This window comes from Aquincola tertiaricarbonis (genome assembly GCF_000969605.1).
Taxonomy (GTDB): domain Bacteria; phylum Pseudomonadota; class Gammaproteobacteria; order Burkholderiales; family Burkholderiaceae_C; genus Aquincola; species Aquincola tertiaricarbonis.
Genome location: NZ_JZUE01000011.1, coordinates 210,731 through 229,361, shown reverse-complemented (window position 1 = coordinate 229,361; position 18,631 = coordinate 210,731). Strand labels below are relative to the sequence as shown.

13 protein-coding genes are annotated in these 18,631 nt (G+C 73.9%); all 13 read left to right on the top strand.

Annotation, left to right across the window (positions count from 1 at the left end):
* Positions 1-1,396: phage tail sheath family protein (locus VO99_RS15695; protein ID WP_052736372.1), on the top strand; the 1,396-nt coding region annotated here is incomplete at its 5' end.
* A gap of 16 nt (positions 1,397-1,412) precedes the next feature.
* On the top strand, positions 1,413-1,937 hold the full coding sequence (locus VO99_RS15690) for a phage tail protein (RefSeq protein WP_046113799.1): 525 nt from the start codon (positions 1,413-1,415) through the stop codon (positions 1,935-1,937).
* Positions 1,938-1,968: 31 nt separating this feature from the next.
* Positions 1,969-2,736: a hypothetical protein gene (locus tag VO99_RS28895; protein ID WP_052736371.1), complete on the top strand. Its 768-nt coding sequence runs from the start codon at positions 1,969-1,971 to the stop codon at positions 2,734-2,736.
* 30 nt (positions 2,737-2,766) lie between these two features.
* Positions 2,767-3,693: a hypothetical protein gene (locus VO99_RS30290; RefSeq protein WP_157039586.1), complete on the top strand. Its 927-nt coding sequence runs from the start codon at positions 2,767-2,769 to the stop codon at positions 3,691-3,693.
* A gap of 18 nt (positions 3,694-3,711) precedes the next feature.
* Entirely contained in the window at positions 3,712-5,022 is a 1,311-nt protein-coding gene (locus VO99_RS15680) for a Pvc16 family protein (RefSeq protein WP_046113798.1), read from the top strand.
* Between the two features lie 18 nt (positions 5,023-5,040).
* A complete protein-coding gene (locus VO99_RS15675) occupies positions 5,041-7,050 on the top strand; it encodes an ATP-binding protein (RefSeq protein ID WP_083440635.1) in 2,010 nt (669 codons plus the stop codon).
* A complete protein-coding gene (locus VO99_RS15670; RefSeq protein ID WP_046113797.1) occupies positions 7,050-7,304 on the top strand; it encodes a hypothetical protein in 255 nt (84 codons plus the stop codon). Before VO99_RS15675 ends, VO99_RS15670 begins: the two co-directional genes overlap by 1 nt.
* Positions 7,301-14,614: an eCIS core domain-containing protein gene (locus VO99_RS15665; RefSeq protein ID WP_083440634.1), complete on the top strand. Its 7,314-nt coding sequence runs from the start codon at positions 7,301-7,303 to the stop codon at positions 14,612-14,614. The genes VO99_RS15670 and VO99_RS15665 overlap by 4 nt, the downstream gene beginning before the upstream one ends.
* A gap of 71 nt (positions 14,615-14,685) precedes the next feature.
* Positions 14,686-15,987 (top strand): eCIS core domain-containing protein, encoded by a 1,302-nt coding sequence (locus VO99_RS28890; RefSeq protein WP_052736370.1) that lies wholly within the window; start codon positions 14,686-14,688, stop codon positions 15,985-15,987.
* Positions 15,988-16,009: 22 nt separating this feature from the next.
* A complete protein-coding gene (locus tag VO99_RS15655; protein ID WP_046113795.1) occupies positions 16,010-16,663 on the top strand; it encodes a hypothetical protein in 654 nt (217 codons plus the stop codon).
* Positions 16,663-16,950 carry a hypothetical protein gene (locus VO99_RS15650; RefSeq protein ID WP_046113794.1) on the top strand — a complete coding sequence of 96 codons (288 nt, stop codon included), beginning with the start codon at positions 16,663-16,665 and terminating at the stop codon, positions 16,948-16,950. The genes VO99_RS15655 and VO99_RS15650 overlap by 1 nt, the downstream gene beginning before the upstream one ends.
* Positions 16,943-18,094, top strand: a complete 1,152-nt coding sequence (locus tag VO99_RS15645) for a hypothetical protein (RefSeq protein WP_046113793.1) — start codon at positions 16,943-16,945, stop codon at positions 18,092-18,094. The genes VO99_RS15650 and VO99_RS15645 overlap by 8 nt, the downstream gene beginning before the upstream one ends.
* A gap of 10 nt (positions 18,095-18,104) precedes the next feature.
* The gene (locus VO99_RS15640; protein WP_046113792.1) at positions 18,105-18,626 is read left to right on the top strand and encodes a phage baseplate assembly protein V; all 522 of its coding nucleotides are present in this window, start codon (positions 18,105-18,107) and stop codon (positions 18,624-18,626) included.
* Positions 18,627-18,631: the final 5 nt, after the last annotated feature.

Sequence of the window (18,631 nt, the reverse complement as noted above, 5' to 3'; positions counted from 1 at the left end):
GGCGGCGCTGGCGGCCGCCACGGCGGTGGCTGCGGCGGGTGCGCAGGCCGTGGCCGGGGCCGCCGCGCCGCAGGACGTGGCCGATGCCATCAGCGCCGCCAAGCCCGCCGCCGTGAGCGCCGCGGCCGCCGCGGTGGCGCCGGTGACCCGCGCGCGGCTGGCGGTCGACAGCCTGGGGCTGGAAGCGGCCTACGAAGGCGCCTGGGGCAATGCGCTGCGCGCCCGCGTCGACCACGCCACCGCCGGCCCCGACGTGTTCAACCTCTCGGTGCGCGACATGGGCACCGGCGACACCGAGACGCACCGCAACCTCAGCGTCGACAGCGCCCACCCGCGCTACGTGCTGAACGTGCTGCGCAATGAGTCGCGGCTGGTGCGCACCTTCGGCGGCATTCCCGGCGCGCGGCCGGCGGCCAGTGCCGCGCCCGCCGCAGGGGCCGATCCCTTCGGCGCCGGCACCAGCGCGGGCGTGAGCACCGCCGCCTCCGACGGTCTGGCGCTGACATCCGCCGACTACCTGGGCAGCGAGCTGAACAAGACCGGCCTGTACGCGCTGGCCCATGCGGACATCTTCAACCTGCTGTGCATCCCGCCGATGACGCCCAACACCGACGTGCCGGCCGACGTGTGGGGCGCCGCGGCCGCCTACTGCGAGCGCCGGCGCGCGATGCTCATCGTCGATCCGCCCAGCGGCTGGCTGACCAAGGACCAGGCGCTGGCCGGCATCGGCGCGCTGGGCACCACCAGCGCCAATGCGGCGCTGTACTTCCCGCGGGTGCGCATGGTCAACAGCGAGCGCGACGGCCAGATCGAGACCTTCGCGCCCTGCGGCGTGGTGGCCGGCGTGATCGCCCGCACCGATGGCCAGCGCGGCGTGTGGAAGGCGCCCGCGGGGCAGGACGCCACGCTGGTGGGCGTGCCCGAGCTGGCCGTGCCGCTGACCGATGCCGAGAACGGCGAGCTCAACCCGCTGGGCATCAACTGCCTGCGCTCGATGCCGCCGGCCGGCCGGCTGGTATGGGGCGCACGCACCCGCCAGGGCGCCGACAGCCTGGCCTCGCAGTGGAAGTACCTGCCGGTGCGCCGGCTGGCCCTGTTCATCGAGGAGAGCCTGTACCGCGGCACGCAGTGGGTGGTGTTCGAGCCCAACGACGAGCCGCTGTGGTCGCAGATCCGGCTCAACCTGGGCGCCTTCATGCAGGGCCTGTTCCGCCAGGGCGCCTTCCAGGGCAGCAAGCCGTCGGACGCCTACCTGGTGAAGTGCGACCGCGAGACCACCACGCAGGACGACATCAACCGCGGCATCGTGAACATCGTGGTGGGCTTCGCGCCGCTGAAGCCGGCCGAGTTCGTGGTCATCAAGCTGCAGCAGCTGGCCGGCCAGGTCCAGGCCTGACCGGAAGGAGCACCCCATGGCACAGTTCAGCGTCAATGCCACGCGCTTCGACCCCTACAAGAACTTCAAGTTCAGGGTGAAGTGGGACGGCCGCTACGTGGCCGGCATCAGCAAGGTCAGCGGCCTCAAGCGCACCACCGAGGTGGTCAAGCACCGCGAGGGCAGCGACCCCAGCACCAGCCGCAAGAGCCCGGGCCGCACCGAGTACGAGGCCATCACGCTGGAGCGCGGCGTCACGCACGACGTGGAGTTCGAGCGCTGGGCCAACAAGGTGTGGAACTTCGGCGCCGGCCTGGGCGCGGAGGCCGCGCTGAAGGACTTCCGCAAGAACCTCACCATCGAGGTGTGCAACGAGGCCGGCCAGGTGGTGCTGGCCTACAACGTGTTCCGCTGCTGGCCCTCGGAATACCAGCCGCTGCCCGACCTGGACGCCAATGCCAATGCGGTGGCCATTCAGACGCTGAAGCTGGAGAACGAAGGCTGGGAGCGCGACTACAGCGTGACCGAGCCCACCGAAGAGAGCTTCGACGAGCCGGTGTGAGGGGGCTGCGGCGATGACTGCAATCCGGCCGATGGCCGATGCCGACCTGGTGGCCCTGGCCGACCGGCTGCAGGCCGCCGATGCCAACGAGCTGGCGCTGGAGCTGCTGGGCGCGCTGCATCCCGGCCACACCCGGGCCCAGCTGGCCGCGGTGCCGGTGGACCGCCGCGATGCGCAGCTGCTGCGCTGGCGGCGCGCCACCTTCGGCGACCGCATGGAGGCCACCTCCAGCTGCCCGGCCTGCGCCGAGCGCATCGAATACACCTTGAGCGTGCAGGCGCTGCTCGCCGGCGCCGACGACGTAGACGCCGATGACGACGCCCTGGCCGGCATCGGCCGCACGCTGGAGCTGCCCTTTGGCGAGCTGCCCGGCCCGCCCTGCCGGCTGCGCCACCCCAGCAGCCAGGACGTGGGCGAGGCCCTGCGCGTGGCCTCGGCCGACACGGCCGCCTCGGCCGACGAAGCCATCGATGCCGGCGTGCAGGCACTGCTGCTGCGCTGCCTGGCCGGCAGCCTGCAGCCGGACCACGACCCGCGCCGGCTGGCGGATGCCTTCGGCCGGGCGCTGGCCGAGGCCGCACCGCTGGCCGACCCCCAGGTGGCGCTGCAATGCCCGGCCTGCGGCATGCAGTGGGACGAGGCGCTGGACATTGCCCGCTTCCTGCGGGCCGACATCGACGCCGCCGCCCTCCGGCTGCTGCACGAGGTGCATGCGCTGGCCCTGGCCTACCACTGGTCGGAGCGCGACATCCTGGCGCTGCCCGCGGCGCGCCGGCGCTTCTACCTGGGTTGCCTGTGAGGCGGCGCGAGCTGAGAACCTGAGACGCTGATGGCGAACATCCTGGCCCACATGCTGCTGCGCGCCGCGGGACGGCTGCCGGTGGTCACCCGGCGGCCAGCCCATCGCTTCGAGCGGGAGGAAGCCGGGCCGCCGGCCGATCCGCCGGGAGAGGCCGCCGGGCCCGGCATGCCCCTGGGCCAGGCGCCCCTCGGCGCACCGCCAGCAGCCGCGGCGACGGCCGCGACGCCAGGCTTCCCGGGGCACCGCCAGCCAGCGGGGGTCGACCCGCCCTTTCGCCCTGCGGCTGCCCGGCCGGCACCTGCGCCGCAGGCACCGGCGCAGCGCGGGCAGGCCAGCTCGGCCGATGCCGGGAGGCGCAGCCAGGCAGCGCCGCAAGCGCCGGATGCCGTGCCGCAGCCGCGCCAGAGCTGGGCCACCGATGCGCGGGAGGCCGGGCACGGCGTAACGGCGCCGCAGCGCAAGCCCTCGGCGCAACCCACGGCTGCCGTGGACTTGTCCAGGCAAGCGGACCATCCACCGGATGCGGCCGCACCGGGGCCTGCCGATCGGTCACCGGCGGGCCCGGCGCCGCATCCGATGCTGCCCACGGCCCAGCAGACACCGGCCACGCCGGCGGACCTGCCACCCCCCGAGCCCGCTGCGGGCCGCAGGGTGCAACCGCAGCCTGCGGCGCAGCGCGCGCGGTCCGACGCACCCTGGGTGCGGCCGCCGCCGCGTGCAGTGCCGGGCGCGGCACTGCCCCGGCCGGCCCCAGGCAGGGCCGCCGGACCCGGTACCGCCGCAGCGGCGCCCGCCGCACCCGCGGTGCAGGTGCACATCGGCAGCGTGGAGATCCGCGCGCTGCCCGCCACCCGGCCACCGCAGCCGCTGCCACCGGCAGGCGCGCCGGTCGCCGCGCCCGCCGTGGTGCCGCTGGGCCTGGCCGACTACCTGGCCGGCCGCGGCCGGCGTTGACACCCCCATGGACACGCCATGAGCACCAGCCTGGCCCTCGGCGCCGTCACCGCCGTGCTCACCGACATGCTGGCCGCGCGCTTCGCCGGCGAGCCGGTGGCCTCGGCACTGGGGCAGGTCAACGTCAGTGCGCTGCCGCCCGACCGCATCGACCTGAGCGGCGCGGCCGATCCCAACCAGGTCAACGTCTTCCTGCACCAGGTCACGCGCAATGCCGGCTGGGCCAATGCGGCACTGCCCTCGCGCGACGGCGGCGGCCGGCGCACCGAGGCGCCGCCGCTGGTGCTGGACCTGCACTACCTGGTCACCGTGTTCGGCGCCACGCCGCTGGCCAGCGAGATCCTGCTGGGCGAGGCGATGCTGGCCTTCCATGAGGAGCCGGTGCCCACGCGCGCGGCCATCGAGCGGGCGCTGTCGCCGGCCGCGCCGCCCACCGGCTTTCCGGCGGCGCTGGCGCAATCGGGCATCGCCGAGCAGATCGAGCGGCTGCGCATCGTGCCTTCCAGCATCTCGGCGGAAGACGTCTCGCGGCTGTGGTCGGCGATGCAGGCGCGCTACCGCACCACCGTGCCCTACCTGGTCACCACCGTGATCATCGACAGCCGCAGCACGCCGCGCGGTGCGCTGCCGGTGGCCCGGCGCGTCGGCGCGGCGCTGCCGGCCAGCGTGCCGCTGCTGCTGCAGGCGCAGGCCGACGGCGATGCGGCCGCGCCGCTGCTGCCCGGCAGCACGCTGCGGCTGCAGGGCCAGCGGCTGGCCGCCGATGCGCTGCAGGTGGAGCTGGCCGGCATCGACGTGACGGCGCTGGTCACCGCCACCACCGACGACGCCTTGACCCTGGTGCTGCCCGAGCCGCTGCCCGCCGGCCTGTACCCCGGCCCCAGCGGCGCGCGCGTGATCCACCGCCGGCCGCTGGGCGACCCGCCGGTGCTGCATGCGGCGGCCGAATCCAACCTGCTGCCGGTGCTGCTGCGGCCGCGGGTGTCGGCCACCGCCACCATCACCGACGTGGAGCTGGTCGACGGCCGCACGCTGCACAGCGGCACGCTGGCGCTGCAGTTCACCACCCCGGTGGCGCGCCACCAGCAGGTGCAGGCGCTGCTGAACGAGTTGGACGCACCGGCCGGTGGCGGCGCGGCGCTGCGGCTGCGCGCCCCGGCCGGCAACGGCCTGCCGGCCAGCCAGGCCGATGCGCTGCTGATCGAGCTGCCGCTGCGGCGCGTGCCCACCGGCCGCTACCTGCTGCGGGCGCAGGTGGACGGCGCCGACAGCCTGCTGGCCACCGACCCCGGCACCGGCCGCTTCAGCGGCCCGGTGGTCGACATCTGAACGCGCCGCGCCGCCGCCATGGACGACCTCACCCTGCCCGACCCGCCGCAGGCACGGCCCGAGCCGCCGGGACGGCGCACCGCGCCGGACGATGCCCCGCCCGGCACTGCCGGCGAGCACGGCGCCGGCAACGCCGCGGTGCCCGACGACGACCGCCGCGCCCTTGTCGCTGCCGCGGCCGCGCTGGCCGCCCGGCTGGCCGAACCCGCCGCCACCGGCCCGGCGACGCTGCAGCACGAGCCGCCACGGCTGCGCCGGCTGGCCGGGCGCCTCGGCCTCTCGCCCTTCGAGCGCCACGTGCTGCTGCTGTGCGCCGGGGTGGAGATCGACCCGGCGCTGCAGGCCGCCTGCCGCCAGCGGGCGGGTGGCGCCGCGCTGCCCAGCTTCGCGCTGGCGCTGGCCGCGCTGGCCGAGCCGCACTGGAGCGCGCTGGCGCCCGATGCACCGCTGCGCCGCTGGCGGCTGGTGGAGGTGGCCGAAGGTGGCGAGCTGCTGCAGGCCCGGCTGGCCATCGACGAACGCCTGCTGCACCACCTGATGGGGCTGGACCCACTGGACGAACGGCTGCAGCCCCACCTGCGCCCCGTGGCCGCGCCGGTTTGGCTGCCGCCCTCGCGCCGCGCACAGGCCGGCCGGCTGGCGCCGCTGCTGGCCGATGCGCACACCGCACCCTGCGTGCAGATCGGCGGCCACGATGTGGAAGACGGCCTGGCCCTGGCCGCCGCCAGCGCCGCCGCCGCCGGCCTGCAGCTGCTGCGCCTGCAGCTGGCCGACCTGCCCGAGCCGGTGGCCGAGCGCCGCAGCCTGGCCCGGCTGTGGAGCCGCGAGGCCCTGCTGGCGCCGCGTGCGCTGGCGGTGGTGGCCCCCGATGCCGAAGGCCCGCGCGCGGCGATGCTGGCCGCGCTGGCCGACGACCTCGGCGGCCCGCTCTTCCTGCTGGCCGACGGCCCGGTGCCGGTGCTGGGCGCGCGTGAGCGGCTGCAGGTCGAGCTGGCGCCGCTGCCCGCCGCCGAGCAGCGCTGGATGTGGCAGCGCGCCGCCACCGCCTGGCCCGCGGCCACCGGCCTGGATGCCACCTACGACCAGCTCAGCCAGCAGTTCCGCCTGGGTGCCGCGCAGGTGCAGCGGGCCGGCCAGCAGGCCCGGCAACTGGCCGCAGGGGGCCTGCCGCCGGCCCAGGCGCTGTGGCAGGCCGCCCGCGGCGCCGCGCGGCCGCGGCTGGGCGCGCTGGCGCACACCCTCACGCCGCAGGTCGACTGGAACGACCTGGTGCTGCCCCCGCGCGAGGCCGCTGCGCTGCGGGCGATCGGCGCCCACCTGCGCCAGCGCCACCGCGTGTACCAGGAATGGGGCTTCGCCGACCGCCAGAGCCGGGGCCTGGGGCTGACCGCACTCTTCAGCGGCCCCAGCGGCACCGGCAAGACGCTGGCCGCCGAGGTGCTGGCGCATGAACAGGGGCTGGACCTCGTGCGCATCGACCTGTCGGCCGTCGTCAGCAAGTACATCGGCGAGACCGAGAAGAACCTGCGCAGCGTGTTCGACGCCGCCGAGCAGGGCGGCGCGGTGCTGCTGTTCGACGAGGCCGATGCCCTCTTCGGCAAGCGCAGCGAGGTGCGGGACAGCCACGACCGCTACGCCAACATCGAGGTGGGCTACCTGCTGCAGCGCATGGAGGCCTACCGCGGCCTGGCCATCCTGACCACCAACCTGCGCAGCGCGCTGGATGCCTCCTTCCTGCGGCGCATCCGCTTCGTGGTGGAGTTTCCGTTCCCGGCCGCGGCCGAGCGGGCGCGCATCTGGCGCCGCAGCCTGCCGCCGCGCATGCCGCTCGGCCGGGTGGATTGCGACCGCCTGGCCCGGCTGAACGTGGCCGGCGGCCACATCCGCAGCATCGCGCTGCATGCCGCGGTGCTGGCTGCCGATGCCGGCGAACCGCTGGGCATGCAGCACCTGCTGGCCGCCACGCGCACCGAATACGCCAAGCTCGAACGGCCGCTGAATGCCGTGGAAACCGAGGGCTGGCTGTGATGCGGCAGATCCACATCGAGCGGCTGGTGCTCACCGGCTTCAGCGCCGCCGATGCGGCGCAGGTGCGCGCGGCCTTCGTGCGCACGCTGCAGGCCGAGGCCGCGCAGGCCGGCGCGCCGGTTGACGGCAGCGCCAGCGACCAGCGCCGGCTGACCGTGCCCGGCCGCCCCGGCCGCAGCGCCACGCCGGCGGACATCGGCCGCGACGCGGCGCGGGCGCTGCTGCAGTCGCTGGCCGGCGGGGACGCGTCATGAGTGCCTTGCTGCAGCCCGCCCGGCCGGCGCCTCAGGCCCGTGCTGGTCGTGACCGCGACCGTGCGGCCGCTGTCGGCACCCGCCGTGCGCCGTCACCGGCCAGCCCGCACCGCACGCCGCTGCTGCAGCCGGCGCGTGGCGGTGGCGTACCGGCGGCTGAGCCCTTGCCGCCCACGCTGCTGCGCCGCCTGCAGGCCGACCTCGGCCTGGCCGGCGTCACCGTGCAGGTCGATGCCCGCCGCCTTGCCGCGCTGCCCGGCGCCGCCGCCCTCACCGAGGGCCGCCGCGTGTGGCTGCATCCGCGCGACTTCGATGCCGGCACCGCGCGGGGCCGCTACCTGCTGGCGCATGAGCTGGCCCATGTGGCGCAGCGCCGCGGCCTGCGGCTGCTGCCCGGCGGCGTGATGGCCGGCCGTGCCGCTGCCGAGCTGGAAGCCCACGACATCGGCCTGGCCGCCGCCGCGCTGCGCCAGCTGCCCCGGCCACGCCTGCTGCTGCCCGATGCGCGGGCCGCGGCCGACACCGGCTTCGATGCCGCGGTGCGACAGCGCCATACCCGCGATGTGGCCCGCATCAAGCGGCTGCTGCGCGGCTGGCTGGGCTTCCTGTGGGTGACCGATGGCATGGTCGAGCAGATCCTCGTCATCCTGCAGTCGCTCGAATTCGTCACCGTGCGGGCGCTGATGGCCGGGCAGCCTGCGGCCGACGACGAAGCCACGGCCATCACCCGCGCCGACCGCGAGAAGCTGCTGGCCGAGCTGTCGGACGGCCACCGCGCCCGCTACCGGCCGCAGGTGCTGGCCTTCTACAGCGTGCTGGACGCCGACCTGCTGGCCCGGGCCGACGCCGACATCTTCGGCGGCATGGACTTCCACCACCTGGGCCCGGACGAGCACTTCGCGCTGCTGCGCGTGCGCGAGCAGCTGAGCCCCGCCACCTGGGCCGCGCTGCGCGAAGAACCGGCCCGGCGCGAGGCGCTGGACCGCCTGGAAGCCCTGGGCCCGGCGCAGTTCGACGAAGCCGCCGCCATCCGCCGCGCCAACGAGCGCCTGCAGCGCGACGCCGCCGAAGCCGAGGCCGCCACGCAGGCCTTCGACGGCGACGAAGCCCTGCGCGAGGCGTATGTCGAAGTGCGCGACAGCCTGCGCCGCGGCCCCAGCGACACCGAGCGCCTGCTGCTGCTCGACCGGCTGGCGCCCTGGATGCGCGAGCCCGAAAAGTTGCGCGCCGTGGCCCAGCGCCTGCAGAACGACGGCGAGCGTGCGCAGGACCTGTTCGAGCCCTGGCTGCAGGGCTTTCCGGTCGCCCGGCTGTACGGCGGCGGCGGCGCGCAGCGGGTGGCGGGTGAACACCGGCTGGCGGTGCTGCTGCGGTTGCTGGGCCACCGCGACCCCTGGCGCAACGCCAGCTTCGCGCGGGAGCTGGCCACGCAAAGCTGGTTCCTCGACATCGTGAACGACGAAGAAGCCTGGCTGGCGATGCAGCTCATCGGCGTGCTGCCGGGCGCGATGCGTGAACGCCTGCTGGCCGACCTGGGTGCCGCCATCAACGACAACCTGAGCGTGAGCCAGCGCGAATCGTCGCGCGCCAACTTCTATGGCGGCGGCGCAGGCGGCAGCGACCTGGCCTCCATCCAGCGGCAGCTGCTCGACCCCGCGCTGTGGCAGCCGGCGCAGATGGGGCGGCTGGCCGGCCTGGTGCGCATGGCCATCGCGGCGCGGCAGCATGAATTCGTGTTCCAGCAATCCGAGCTGCAGCACACCGCGCGCCCGGCCGACTACCTGGCGCCCGACTTCGTGCAGCGCATCGTCGAGCCCTTCCGCCTCTACCACCCCGAGCACCGGCGGCAGTACGACCCCGAGCTGCTGGAAGGCGTGCCCTGGTACGACGAAGGCCCGTTCTACTACGTCAACCGCTATGCGGTGCAGGCCGCGGGTTTCATGGCGTCCAGCCGCGACATGGCGGTGCTCAGCCGCTCCATCGGCGGCGAGGGGCTGGATGCGGTGGCCTTCCAGCAGATCTTCGGCGGCAGCTTCATGGGCATCCGCTTCGCGGACTTCGAATCGCTGGGCGAGGAAGGCCGCGCCGCCCAGGCCGCGCAGCAGGGCGTGAACTTCATCGACCACGTGGCCTGGGACACCGCCCAGGGCGTGCTGGAGATGAACGCGACCGACCTGGCCATCGCCGCCATCCGTTACCCGGTGGGCAGCCTGCTGTTCCAGGCCGGCGCGGGCCGCGTGGGCGGGCTGCGGCTGCACATGGCCTACCCGACCGACGTGGGCCGGCCGCCGGCATCGCTGTCGCTGCACATGGATTCGCTGGTGCTGCAGGACGTGATGCTGGTGTTCGAGGACAGCATGGTCGCCGTCAACACGGCCACCGTCACCATGCTGGACGCACGCCTGGGCGAAGACGCGATCGCCCAGCGGCAGGCGCCGCCGCGCGAGGGCTACGACTTCTGGTCGGTGATCCTGCTGCCCAACCTGCTGCGGCTGGTGGGCCCGGCCAGCACCGACATGTCGAGCGGCCTGCTGGAGCCGGCTGCGGCCACCGCGCTGCAGGTCACCATCGGCAGCTTCGCCATCGAAGGGCTGACCACCAGCGGCGGTGTGCATGCCGAGCGGCTGAGCCTGGACAACCTGTCGCTGGACATCGCCGGTGACCGCGCCGGCTACCTGGCCGCGCTGCGCCGCAGCGCCGCGGTGATCGACGAACGGCTGCCCGCAGCCCAGGCCGCGCTGCAGGCCCTGCCGGCCGACGCCACCGACGAGCAACGCCAAGCCCTGGCCGGGCAGGTCACCCGGCTGCAGCACCAGCGCGCCGCGGTGCAGGCGCTGGCCGACCAGATCGAAGCCGCCGAAGCCCGCGTGGCCGAGGCCCGCCGCCGCCAGGCCACCGATGGCCGCCTGCCCGCGGCCGAGCAGGAAGCACTGCAGGCCGACGAAGCACTGCTGCGGCGCTTCGACCACGGCGGCACGGTGCTCGACCTGGGCCGGCTGCACTTGAGCGGCCTGCAGGGCGCGGTGAGCCTGGACGCCGTCGAGCTGCGCAACGTGCACGGCAGCGGCAGCAGCGCCACCGCGCTGCTGGGTGCGCTCACCTCGTCGGACACCCTGCCGCGCCTGCTGCGCGGCGAGGCCTACCGGCCGCCGGTGCTACGCGGCGGGCGTGCGGACGACGAGCCCGACACCGCCGAGCTGTCGCTCGACCTCGGCACGCTGGACCTGCACGGCCTGCGCGTGGCCGGCAGCGTGCCCACGGTGGAAGAAGCCGAGCGCGCGCATGAAGACGCCCGCGCCCGCTGGGTCGCCCGCCGCTGGGACCGCGCCGCCCGCATCGCCTTCGAGGACAGCGGCCGCCGATTGCTTGATGCCATCAACTACCACCGGCTGGCCGCCATCGGCATCAGCTACCTGAACGAGACCGAGCGGGCCGAGCTGATGGCGCTGCACCAGGCGCTGACCGCGCACGAGGCGCTGTCCGCCCACCACCTGCATGCCGAAGGCGCCACGCTGACGCTGGCCGATGGCGGCCGGCGCCTCGGCCTGGCGGCCGAGCGGCTGGCGGCGCTGCGGCCGACCGACGACGCAGGCCGGCCGATCGAAGGCGGCGTCGCGCTGCGTGCCGGCACGCTGTCGGTGGACGAACTGCACGGCACCGGCGTGCGCGCCGGCGTCACGCTGGACAGCGGCCTGCTGGCTCCGGCCGCGGCCACCGACCCGCAGGCCACGCCCGAGCCGCTGCAGCAGCGGCTCGCCGGCTTTGGCCTGTCGGGTGCCACGCTGCAGGCCAGCGGCCTGCGCGACAGCGCCAGCGAAGCCACCGTGGCCGGCGTGCAGCTGGAAGGCTTCGACCTGGCGGTGGACCCCCGAGCTGGCCGCATCGATGCGCAAGCCGTGCTCGCCCGCATCGACGGCCTGCAGGTCGACATGACCGAGGCCACGCTGCGGGCCGAGCTGGCCGGCCTGCTGGAAAAACCCGAGGAGTGGCGCAGCGCCAGCGAGCGCGCCCACATCGCCGAGGTGGAGGCCACGCTGGCCACCTTCCTCGGCTTCGTCGCGCTGATCGAGCAGACCGAAACCGAGCTGGCGGGCGCCGCCGAAGGCCGCGAACGCGAGCGGCTGCAGGCCGCGCTGCACGACGAGATGGCGCTGTTCGCGCAATGGCGGCGCAGCCTGGGTGCGCGCTCGGCCGAGGTGCATGACCTGTCGGTGCGGGTGGCGGGCCTGGGCCGCATCACCGATCCCGGCTTCACGCTCGACCGCGCGCTGGAGGCCGGCATCACCATCGAAGGCACCGGCCGCAGCACGCTGGGCATGCCGGTGGTGGACGGCGTGCCCACCGAGCGAACCGACCGGCTGTTCTCGTCGGCGCACGTCAGCGATGCACGCTTCGGCCCCGCCAGCGCCACGCAGGTCGATGCCGGAGAAGCCAGCGGCCGGGTGAGCTGGAGCCACCGCCGCATCCAGCTGCAGGCGGTGGCGCTGCAACGCCTGGCGCTGGCCGACCTGTTCGTGCAGGCGGCGGGGCACCAGCTGTGGTCGCATGGCAGCTCGGTGATCGAAGGTGTGCAGGTGGACGGCAGCCTGCAGTTCGAGCCGGAGGGCCCGGGCGGGCCGGCGGGTACCGAATACCGGCTGGCCCATGTGTCGCTGGGCAGCCTGTCCATCGATGCCATCCGGGGCGACCACCTGGGCTACTGGCACCCCACCCTGCAGGCCATCGCCGAGGTCGAGTCGGGCGTGATCGGCGGCGTGTGGGCCAGCGGCCTGGAAGTGGACCTGCCGGCCGAAGGCGCGATGAGCCTGCACGGCGCGGCCGGCATCGGCACCCTGACCGACCTGGCCGTCACCGGTTACGTGGAAGATGCGCTGCAGTTCGGCCGGGGCCGGCTCAACGGCAGCGCGCTGAGCGTCACCTTCCTGGGCAGCGAAGGCGAGCGCATCGACATCGGCAGCCTGTCGCTCGACCAGGGCGAGGTGCGCACCGCCGACGGCCATGTGCGCATCGCCGCGCGCGAGCTGGCCGGCCGCATCGAACACCAGGGCAGCGAATGGCGGCTGCAGGGCGTGACGCTGCAGGCGCTGACGGTGCAGCGCCTGACCTGGCAGGCCGGCGCCCGCAGCTTCACGATGGAGGCGCCGGGCACGCTGCACGGCATCCGCGTGGATGCGGTGGTGGACACCGCCCGGCCGGCCGACCTGCAGCTGCGCATCACCCGGCTGCATGTGGACCGGCTGGAGGCCGCGCACTTCCGCTACGTCGACCCGCCGCTGACGGTGGAGATGCAGACGCTGGCGCCCTGGCCCGGCGCACGCGCCGGTGCCGAGGCCTTTGCCCGCCCGCCGGTGGAAGCCGCCGACATCGAGGTGCGCGACCTGCAGTGGTCGCAAAGGGGCGGCGGGTTGGCCGGCATCGAGGGCGGCAGCATCGGCGCCCGCAACGTGCATGCGGCGCTGCAGGCGCTGCAGGCCGACCTGGACCTGGGCGCGCTGCTGGACGCCGGCAGCCTGCAGGTGGGCTTCCGGCGCGATGGCGTCGACCTGTCGGCCGAAGCCGTATCGGCCGAATTGAGCGGCACTTTCGCGGCCGGCATCAGCGGCCACGTGACCGTGAGCGATGCCGCCACCGGCCCCATCCGCCTCTACGACGACCGGGTGGAGCTGCCCGCGCTCAGCCTGCCGTGGATCGACATCGAAGCCCTGGCCTTCGACAGCGCCAACTACCGGCTGGCCCTCCCCGAAGCCGGCGGCCAGGCCACGCTGATGGGCAGCACCGCCAGCGTCACCATCCACCGTGCACCGCCCGGCAGCACACCCAGCGTGAGCCGCGTGGTCATCCATGAGCTGCAGGTGCCGCAGCTCAATGCCAACGGCCTGACCTTCGTCATCAAGCACCTGAACGTGATGGGCAGCGCGCGCAACGTGACCCTGACCGTCCCGCCGACGCTGGCCACGCAGGTCAGCGGCCTGCGGGTGGGCGCGCGCGAGCCGGGCGGCGAAGGCTTCGTCATCACGCCGCGCGTGAAGGCCGATGGCGAGACCGAGTTCCTCACTGAAGGCGGCCTGGGCATCGGCGGCATCGACGCGGCGCAGCTGGGCATCGAGGTGCAGAACCTGCTGACGGCCCGCACCGACGCGCGGGTGGAATCGCTGCGGCTGGGCCTGCTGAGCGCGGGCGGGCTCGAGCTCGACATCGAGCACGTCGACCTTTCGCAACTGGTGCTGGATGCCGCCGCCCACCACATCGAGCTGACCGGCGTGCCGCCGCACCTGCCCGCCGGCACCCTGCCCGGCCTGGCGCTGGAAGGCGCGCACTACGACAGCGCGACCGGCAGTGCATCGCTGCGCTCGGCGTCCGTCTCCGGCCTGGTGTACCGCAACAGCGAGCTGGGCCTCACGGTGGAGCTGGCCAGCGCGCGGCTGCCGGCCGGCTTCCACATGGCCCGGGGCGCGCCGATCACGCTGCCCGAGGTGGCCATCGACGATGCGTGGTTCCGGCTCGACGACCTGGGTGCGCTGCTGGCGGGCAGCGGCGAGGCCGAGCCGGACATGTCCACCGAACCCTTCGACCTCGGCTTCCTTGATGCGCTGGACGGCACGATCACGATGGTCGTGGCCATCGAATGGTGGGACGACCTGGAGGAAGTGACGCTGCACATCCGCCACGGCGTGGTCAACCTCGACGAGCTGGAAGACCAGACTGGCTGGAACGACCTGGTGGTCGATTTCGACGTGGAAGACCGCCACCTGGTGCTCAACATCGACTGGGGCAACGTCGTGCCCTCCTGGCCGGCGCTGGTGCCGCAGTTCAATGCCCAGGCCCAGCGCTGGACCGACCTCAGCGACGAGGAGCTGCGGCTGGCCGACGATGACCAGGCCCGGCTGTCCACGCTGATCGGCAAGCGCGAGGCCAGCACCACGCCCAGCACCACCGACCCGGCCGACTGGGTGCAGCTGCAGAACATCCACGCCGACCTGCAGATGCTGCCCACCGCCGTCACCCTGCCCGGCACCGGCGGCGGCCGGCTGCTGCTGGGCGGGCCGGGCGGGCCCAATGCCATCGATGGCATCCGCGTGCGCGGCAACGTGCCTTCGCGGCTGACCATCGAGGTGGACCGCATCAACGCCGCCACCGACCCGGCCGCGCCGCTGCGCCTGGCCGGCCAGCGCATCGGCGTGGAGTCGCTGGTGATCGAGCAGATCCACGACTCCACGCTGGACTTCAGCGGCTTCACGCCCGGCGCGCTGGAAGGCCGCATCGGCGCCGCACGGGCGACGGGCATCACGGTGGAGGCGGAGACACCATGACCGCCACCGCACGTTCAACTGCGGCGCCTCGGAGCCGCGTTGGCGGCAGCAGCACAACGCCGCCGCGCCCGTTGCGCAGCGAACGCACGCTGCACGACGGCATGCTGGAAGCCGAGGCCCGCCAGGTGGCCGCCGGCCGCAGCCTGCGGCCCGGCCGCAGCAGCGCAGCCGGCGCCCCGGCCCGCCCCGCGCCCGGCCTGGGCGAGCCGCTGCCCACCGGCCTGCGCCTGGCACTGCAGGCCCGGCTGGGCGCCGACCTGCGGCAGGTACGGGTGCACCACGACGCCGCCGCCGCACAGGCCGCCGCCGACGAGAGCGCGCGCGCTTTCACCAGCGGCGCCGCGATGGTGTTCGGCACCGGCCAGTGGCAGCCCGGCCGGCCCGAAGGCCAGGCCCTGATCGCGCACGAAGCCACCCATGCCGCGCAGCAGCAGCAACCCGGCGCGCAGGCCACCACGCAGCGCGACCCCCGGCCCGGCAGCGGCCTGGGCCGCAGCGCACCCACCGCCGACTTCATCCGCATGGACGCAGGCGAAGCCGGCGGCACCGCGGTGGAAGACACCCACCTGCTGTTCGGCCGCGACGAGGCCACGCTCACGCCGGCCGGCCGCACCGCGCTCGACGAGCTGGTGGCCGGCCGCACCGAGGCCACCCGCGTGCACGTGCACGGCTACGCCAGCGCGGAAGGCGACCACGACTACAACATGAACCTCTCGGCCCACCGCGCGGTGGCCGTCAAGGCCTACCTGGAAAGCGTGCTGCCGGCGGATTCGCGCATCACCGCCTATGCCTACGGCGAGACCCGCGGCTTCGGCGCCGGCGCGCAGAACCGGCGCGTGGGCGTGGATGTACTGGAAGGCGCCGAGTTCGACCTCTCGCGCCGCGCCGGCCGCGGCTTCAGCTTCGGCCTGGGCACGCTCACGCTGGATGCCGCCGGCCCCGGCACGCCCGCCACCCCGCCGGTGCCCGACCTGCGGCTGGATCCGGACCTGCTGCCCTCGCTGCGCGGCCTGCAGCCCGGGCCGGGCGTGCTGCCCACGTTCACGCTGCCGCCGCTGTCGGGTGGCGGCTTCGACGTCGGCGCCGTGGCGCCCGACTTCGCCGCCCGCGGCCTGCCCTACACCGACCGCGATGCCCGCGGCTTCGGTGCGCATTACGAGCTGTGGTTCGGCATCTACCTGCGCTCGGGCCTGTCGCCCGACCTGGCGCAGTGGCTGGCGCAGAAGGGCACTGAATCGGCCGTGCGCACGCAGCTGTCGCTGGAAGCACTCACCGAGCAGGAGCTGATGGACCGCCGCATGGGCACCGAGCCCACCATCGTGCCGGTGTTCAACGATGCGGTGATGCGCTGGCTGTTCGAGCAGTTCAAGTGAACTTCAACCGGAGACGCGCACCATGACCGGCCTGACCCGCTCGCCCCGCACCCTCAAGGGCGGCATCGTGCTGATGGATGCCAACAGCGGCCAGGCGCTGCGGGTGATCGCGCTGCAGTACAACCCCGACACGCTGACGCGATCACTGCAGCTGCAGGGCGGCAGCGAAGGCGGCGACCGGCTGGAAGCCCTGCGCCTGAAGGGCCCGCCGGTGGAAACCCTGCGGCTGGAAGCCGAACTCGACGCCACCGACCAGCTGGAGTTTCCTGACAGCCATCCGCTGGCGGTGGAAGTGGGCCTGGCCGCACAACTGGCCGCGCTGGAGCAGATGCTGTACCCCACCGCGGACCAACTGCTGGCCAACGACGCACTGGCCGGCCGCGGCAGCATCGAGATCCTGCCGGCCGCCGCACCGCTCACGCTCTTCGTGTGGGGCGGCGCACGGGTGATGCCGGTGCGCATCACCGAATGCACCATCACCGAAGAAGCCTTCGACAGTGCGCTCAACCCGATGCGGGCCAAGGTGTCGCTGGGGCTGCGGGTGCTCAGCATCAACGACCTGCCCTTTGCCTCGCGCGGCGGCAGCCTCTACCTGGCCCACCAGCGGCGGCTGGAGGCGCTGGCCGGCCGCGCCGGTTCGGCCGCACTTGGCGCCCTCGGGCTGCAGGGCTTGTGATGGCCAGCCGCTACGCCGGCCTGCCGCAGGCCATCCATTGGCGAGAAGACGGCACGCCCGTGCCCTACCTGCGCCGCCGCTTCCTGCCGCGCGAGCTGCCGCAGCCGCTGGCGCTGCACTTCGTGGTGCAGGGCGACCGGCCCGACACCCTGGCCGCGCGCTACCTGGCCGACCCGGAGGCCGGCTGGCAGATCGCCGATGCCAACGGCGTGATGCATCCGCAGGAGCTGGTCGACGAGGTGGGCCGCCGCATCGCCATCGCCCTGCCGGGAGGCAACCGTGGTTGAGGGCCTGCAGCTGCAGCTCTACATGGGCGCGGTGATCGCCGAACCCGCGCCGCGGGCGCTGATCGAGGCGCTGGTGTCGGTGCAGGTGACCGAGGCCACTGGCAGCCAGAGCGGCTTCCAGCTGGTGTTCACCGCCGCCGGCAGCGGGGCACTGATGCGCGAGCTGCTGCCGGCGGGCTTCTTCGATGCGCCGCGCCGGGTGATCGTGGCGGTGACGCTGAACGGCGAGCGGGAGATCCTGATCGACGGCGTGATCACGCGCCATGAACTCACCGCCTCCAACGAGCCGGGCAAGACCCAGCTCACCGTCACCGGGCTGGACGTCAGCCAGATGATGGACCTGATCGATTTCAGCGGCTTTCCGTGGCCGGCACTCACGGTGGAAGGCCGGGTGGCGCTGATGATCGCCAAGTACGCGATGTACGGCATCGTGCCGCTGGTGGTGCCCAGCGTGCTGGTGGCGGTGCCCAACCCGCTGGAGCGCATCAACGGCCAGCGCGGCACCGACCTGGCCTACATCAAGCGCCTGGCCTCGGAGGTGGGCTACACCTTCCACGTCACGCCGGGGCCCGAGGTGGGCATGTCGCTGGCGTACTGGGGGCCGGAGATCAAGGTGGGCGAGGTGCAGCCCGCGCTCACCGTCAACATGGACCAGCACAGCAACGTCGATGCGCTGACGCTGGGCTTCGACGGCATCCAGAAGACGCTGTTCGTGTTCTTCATCCAGCAGCCCGACAGCCGCGTGCCCATCCCCATCCCGGTGCCCGACATCGGCCCGCTGAACCCGCCGCTGGGCCCGCGCATGCCGGTGCCGCTGTCGTACACCAAGCTGGACATGGCCTCGCCCGAAGGCGAGGACGATTCCACCGCCCGGCTCGATGCCGTCACCGCCGCGATGCGCGGGCTGGCGCGGGCATCGCAGAAGGCCGACGTGATCAGCGGCTCGGGCAGCCTGCGCGTCACACGCTACGGCCGCGTGCTGCGCGCCCGCAAGCTGGTGGGCGTGCGCGGTGCCGGCCTCACGCATGACGGCCTGTACTTCGTCAAGAGCGTGACCCACAGCATCAAGCCGGGCGACTACACCCAGAACTTCCGGCTCACGCGCAATGCGCTGCAGTCGTTCACGCAGGCGCTGCCGGTATGAGGAGGCATCCATGAGCGAGGGCGAAACCCGCCGCTACCTCGGCAAGTTCCGCGGCATGGTGATCAACAACATCGACCCGATGCAGCAGGGCCGGCTGCAGGTGCAGGTGCCCGACGTGCTGGGCCTCAACAGCCTGAACTGGGCCCTGCCCTGCCTGCCCTTCACCGGCCGGCAGATGGGCTTCTGGGCGCTGCCGCAGATCGGTGCCGGCGTGTGGGTGGAGTTCGAGCAGGGCGACCCCGACTTCCCGATCTGGACGGGCTGCTGGTACGGCAATGCGTCGGAGGTGCCGGCGCTGGCGCTCACCGGCCTGCCGGCCTCGCCCAGCGTGCTGCTGCAGACGCAGGGCCAGCAGACGTTGATGCTCAGCGACGTGCCCGGCCCCACCGGCGGCATCCTGCTGAAGACGGCCACCGGCGCGATGATCAGCATCAACGCCACCGGCATCACCATCAGCAACGGCCAGGGCGCCACCATCGTGATGACGGGGCCCACCGTCACCGTCAACGGCGGCGCGCTCGCCGTCACCTGAGGGCC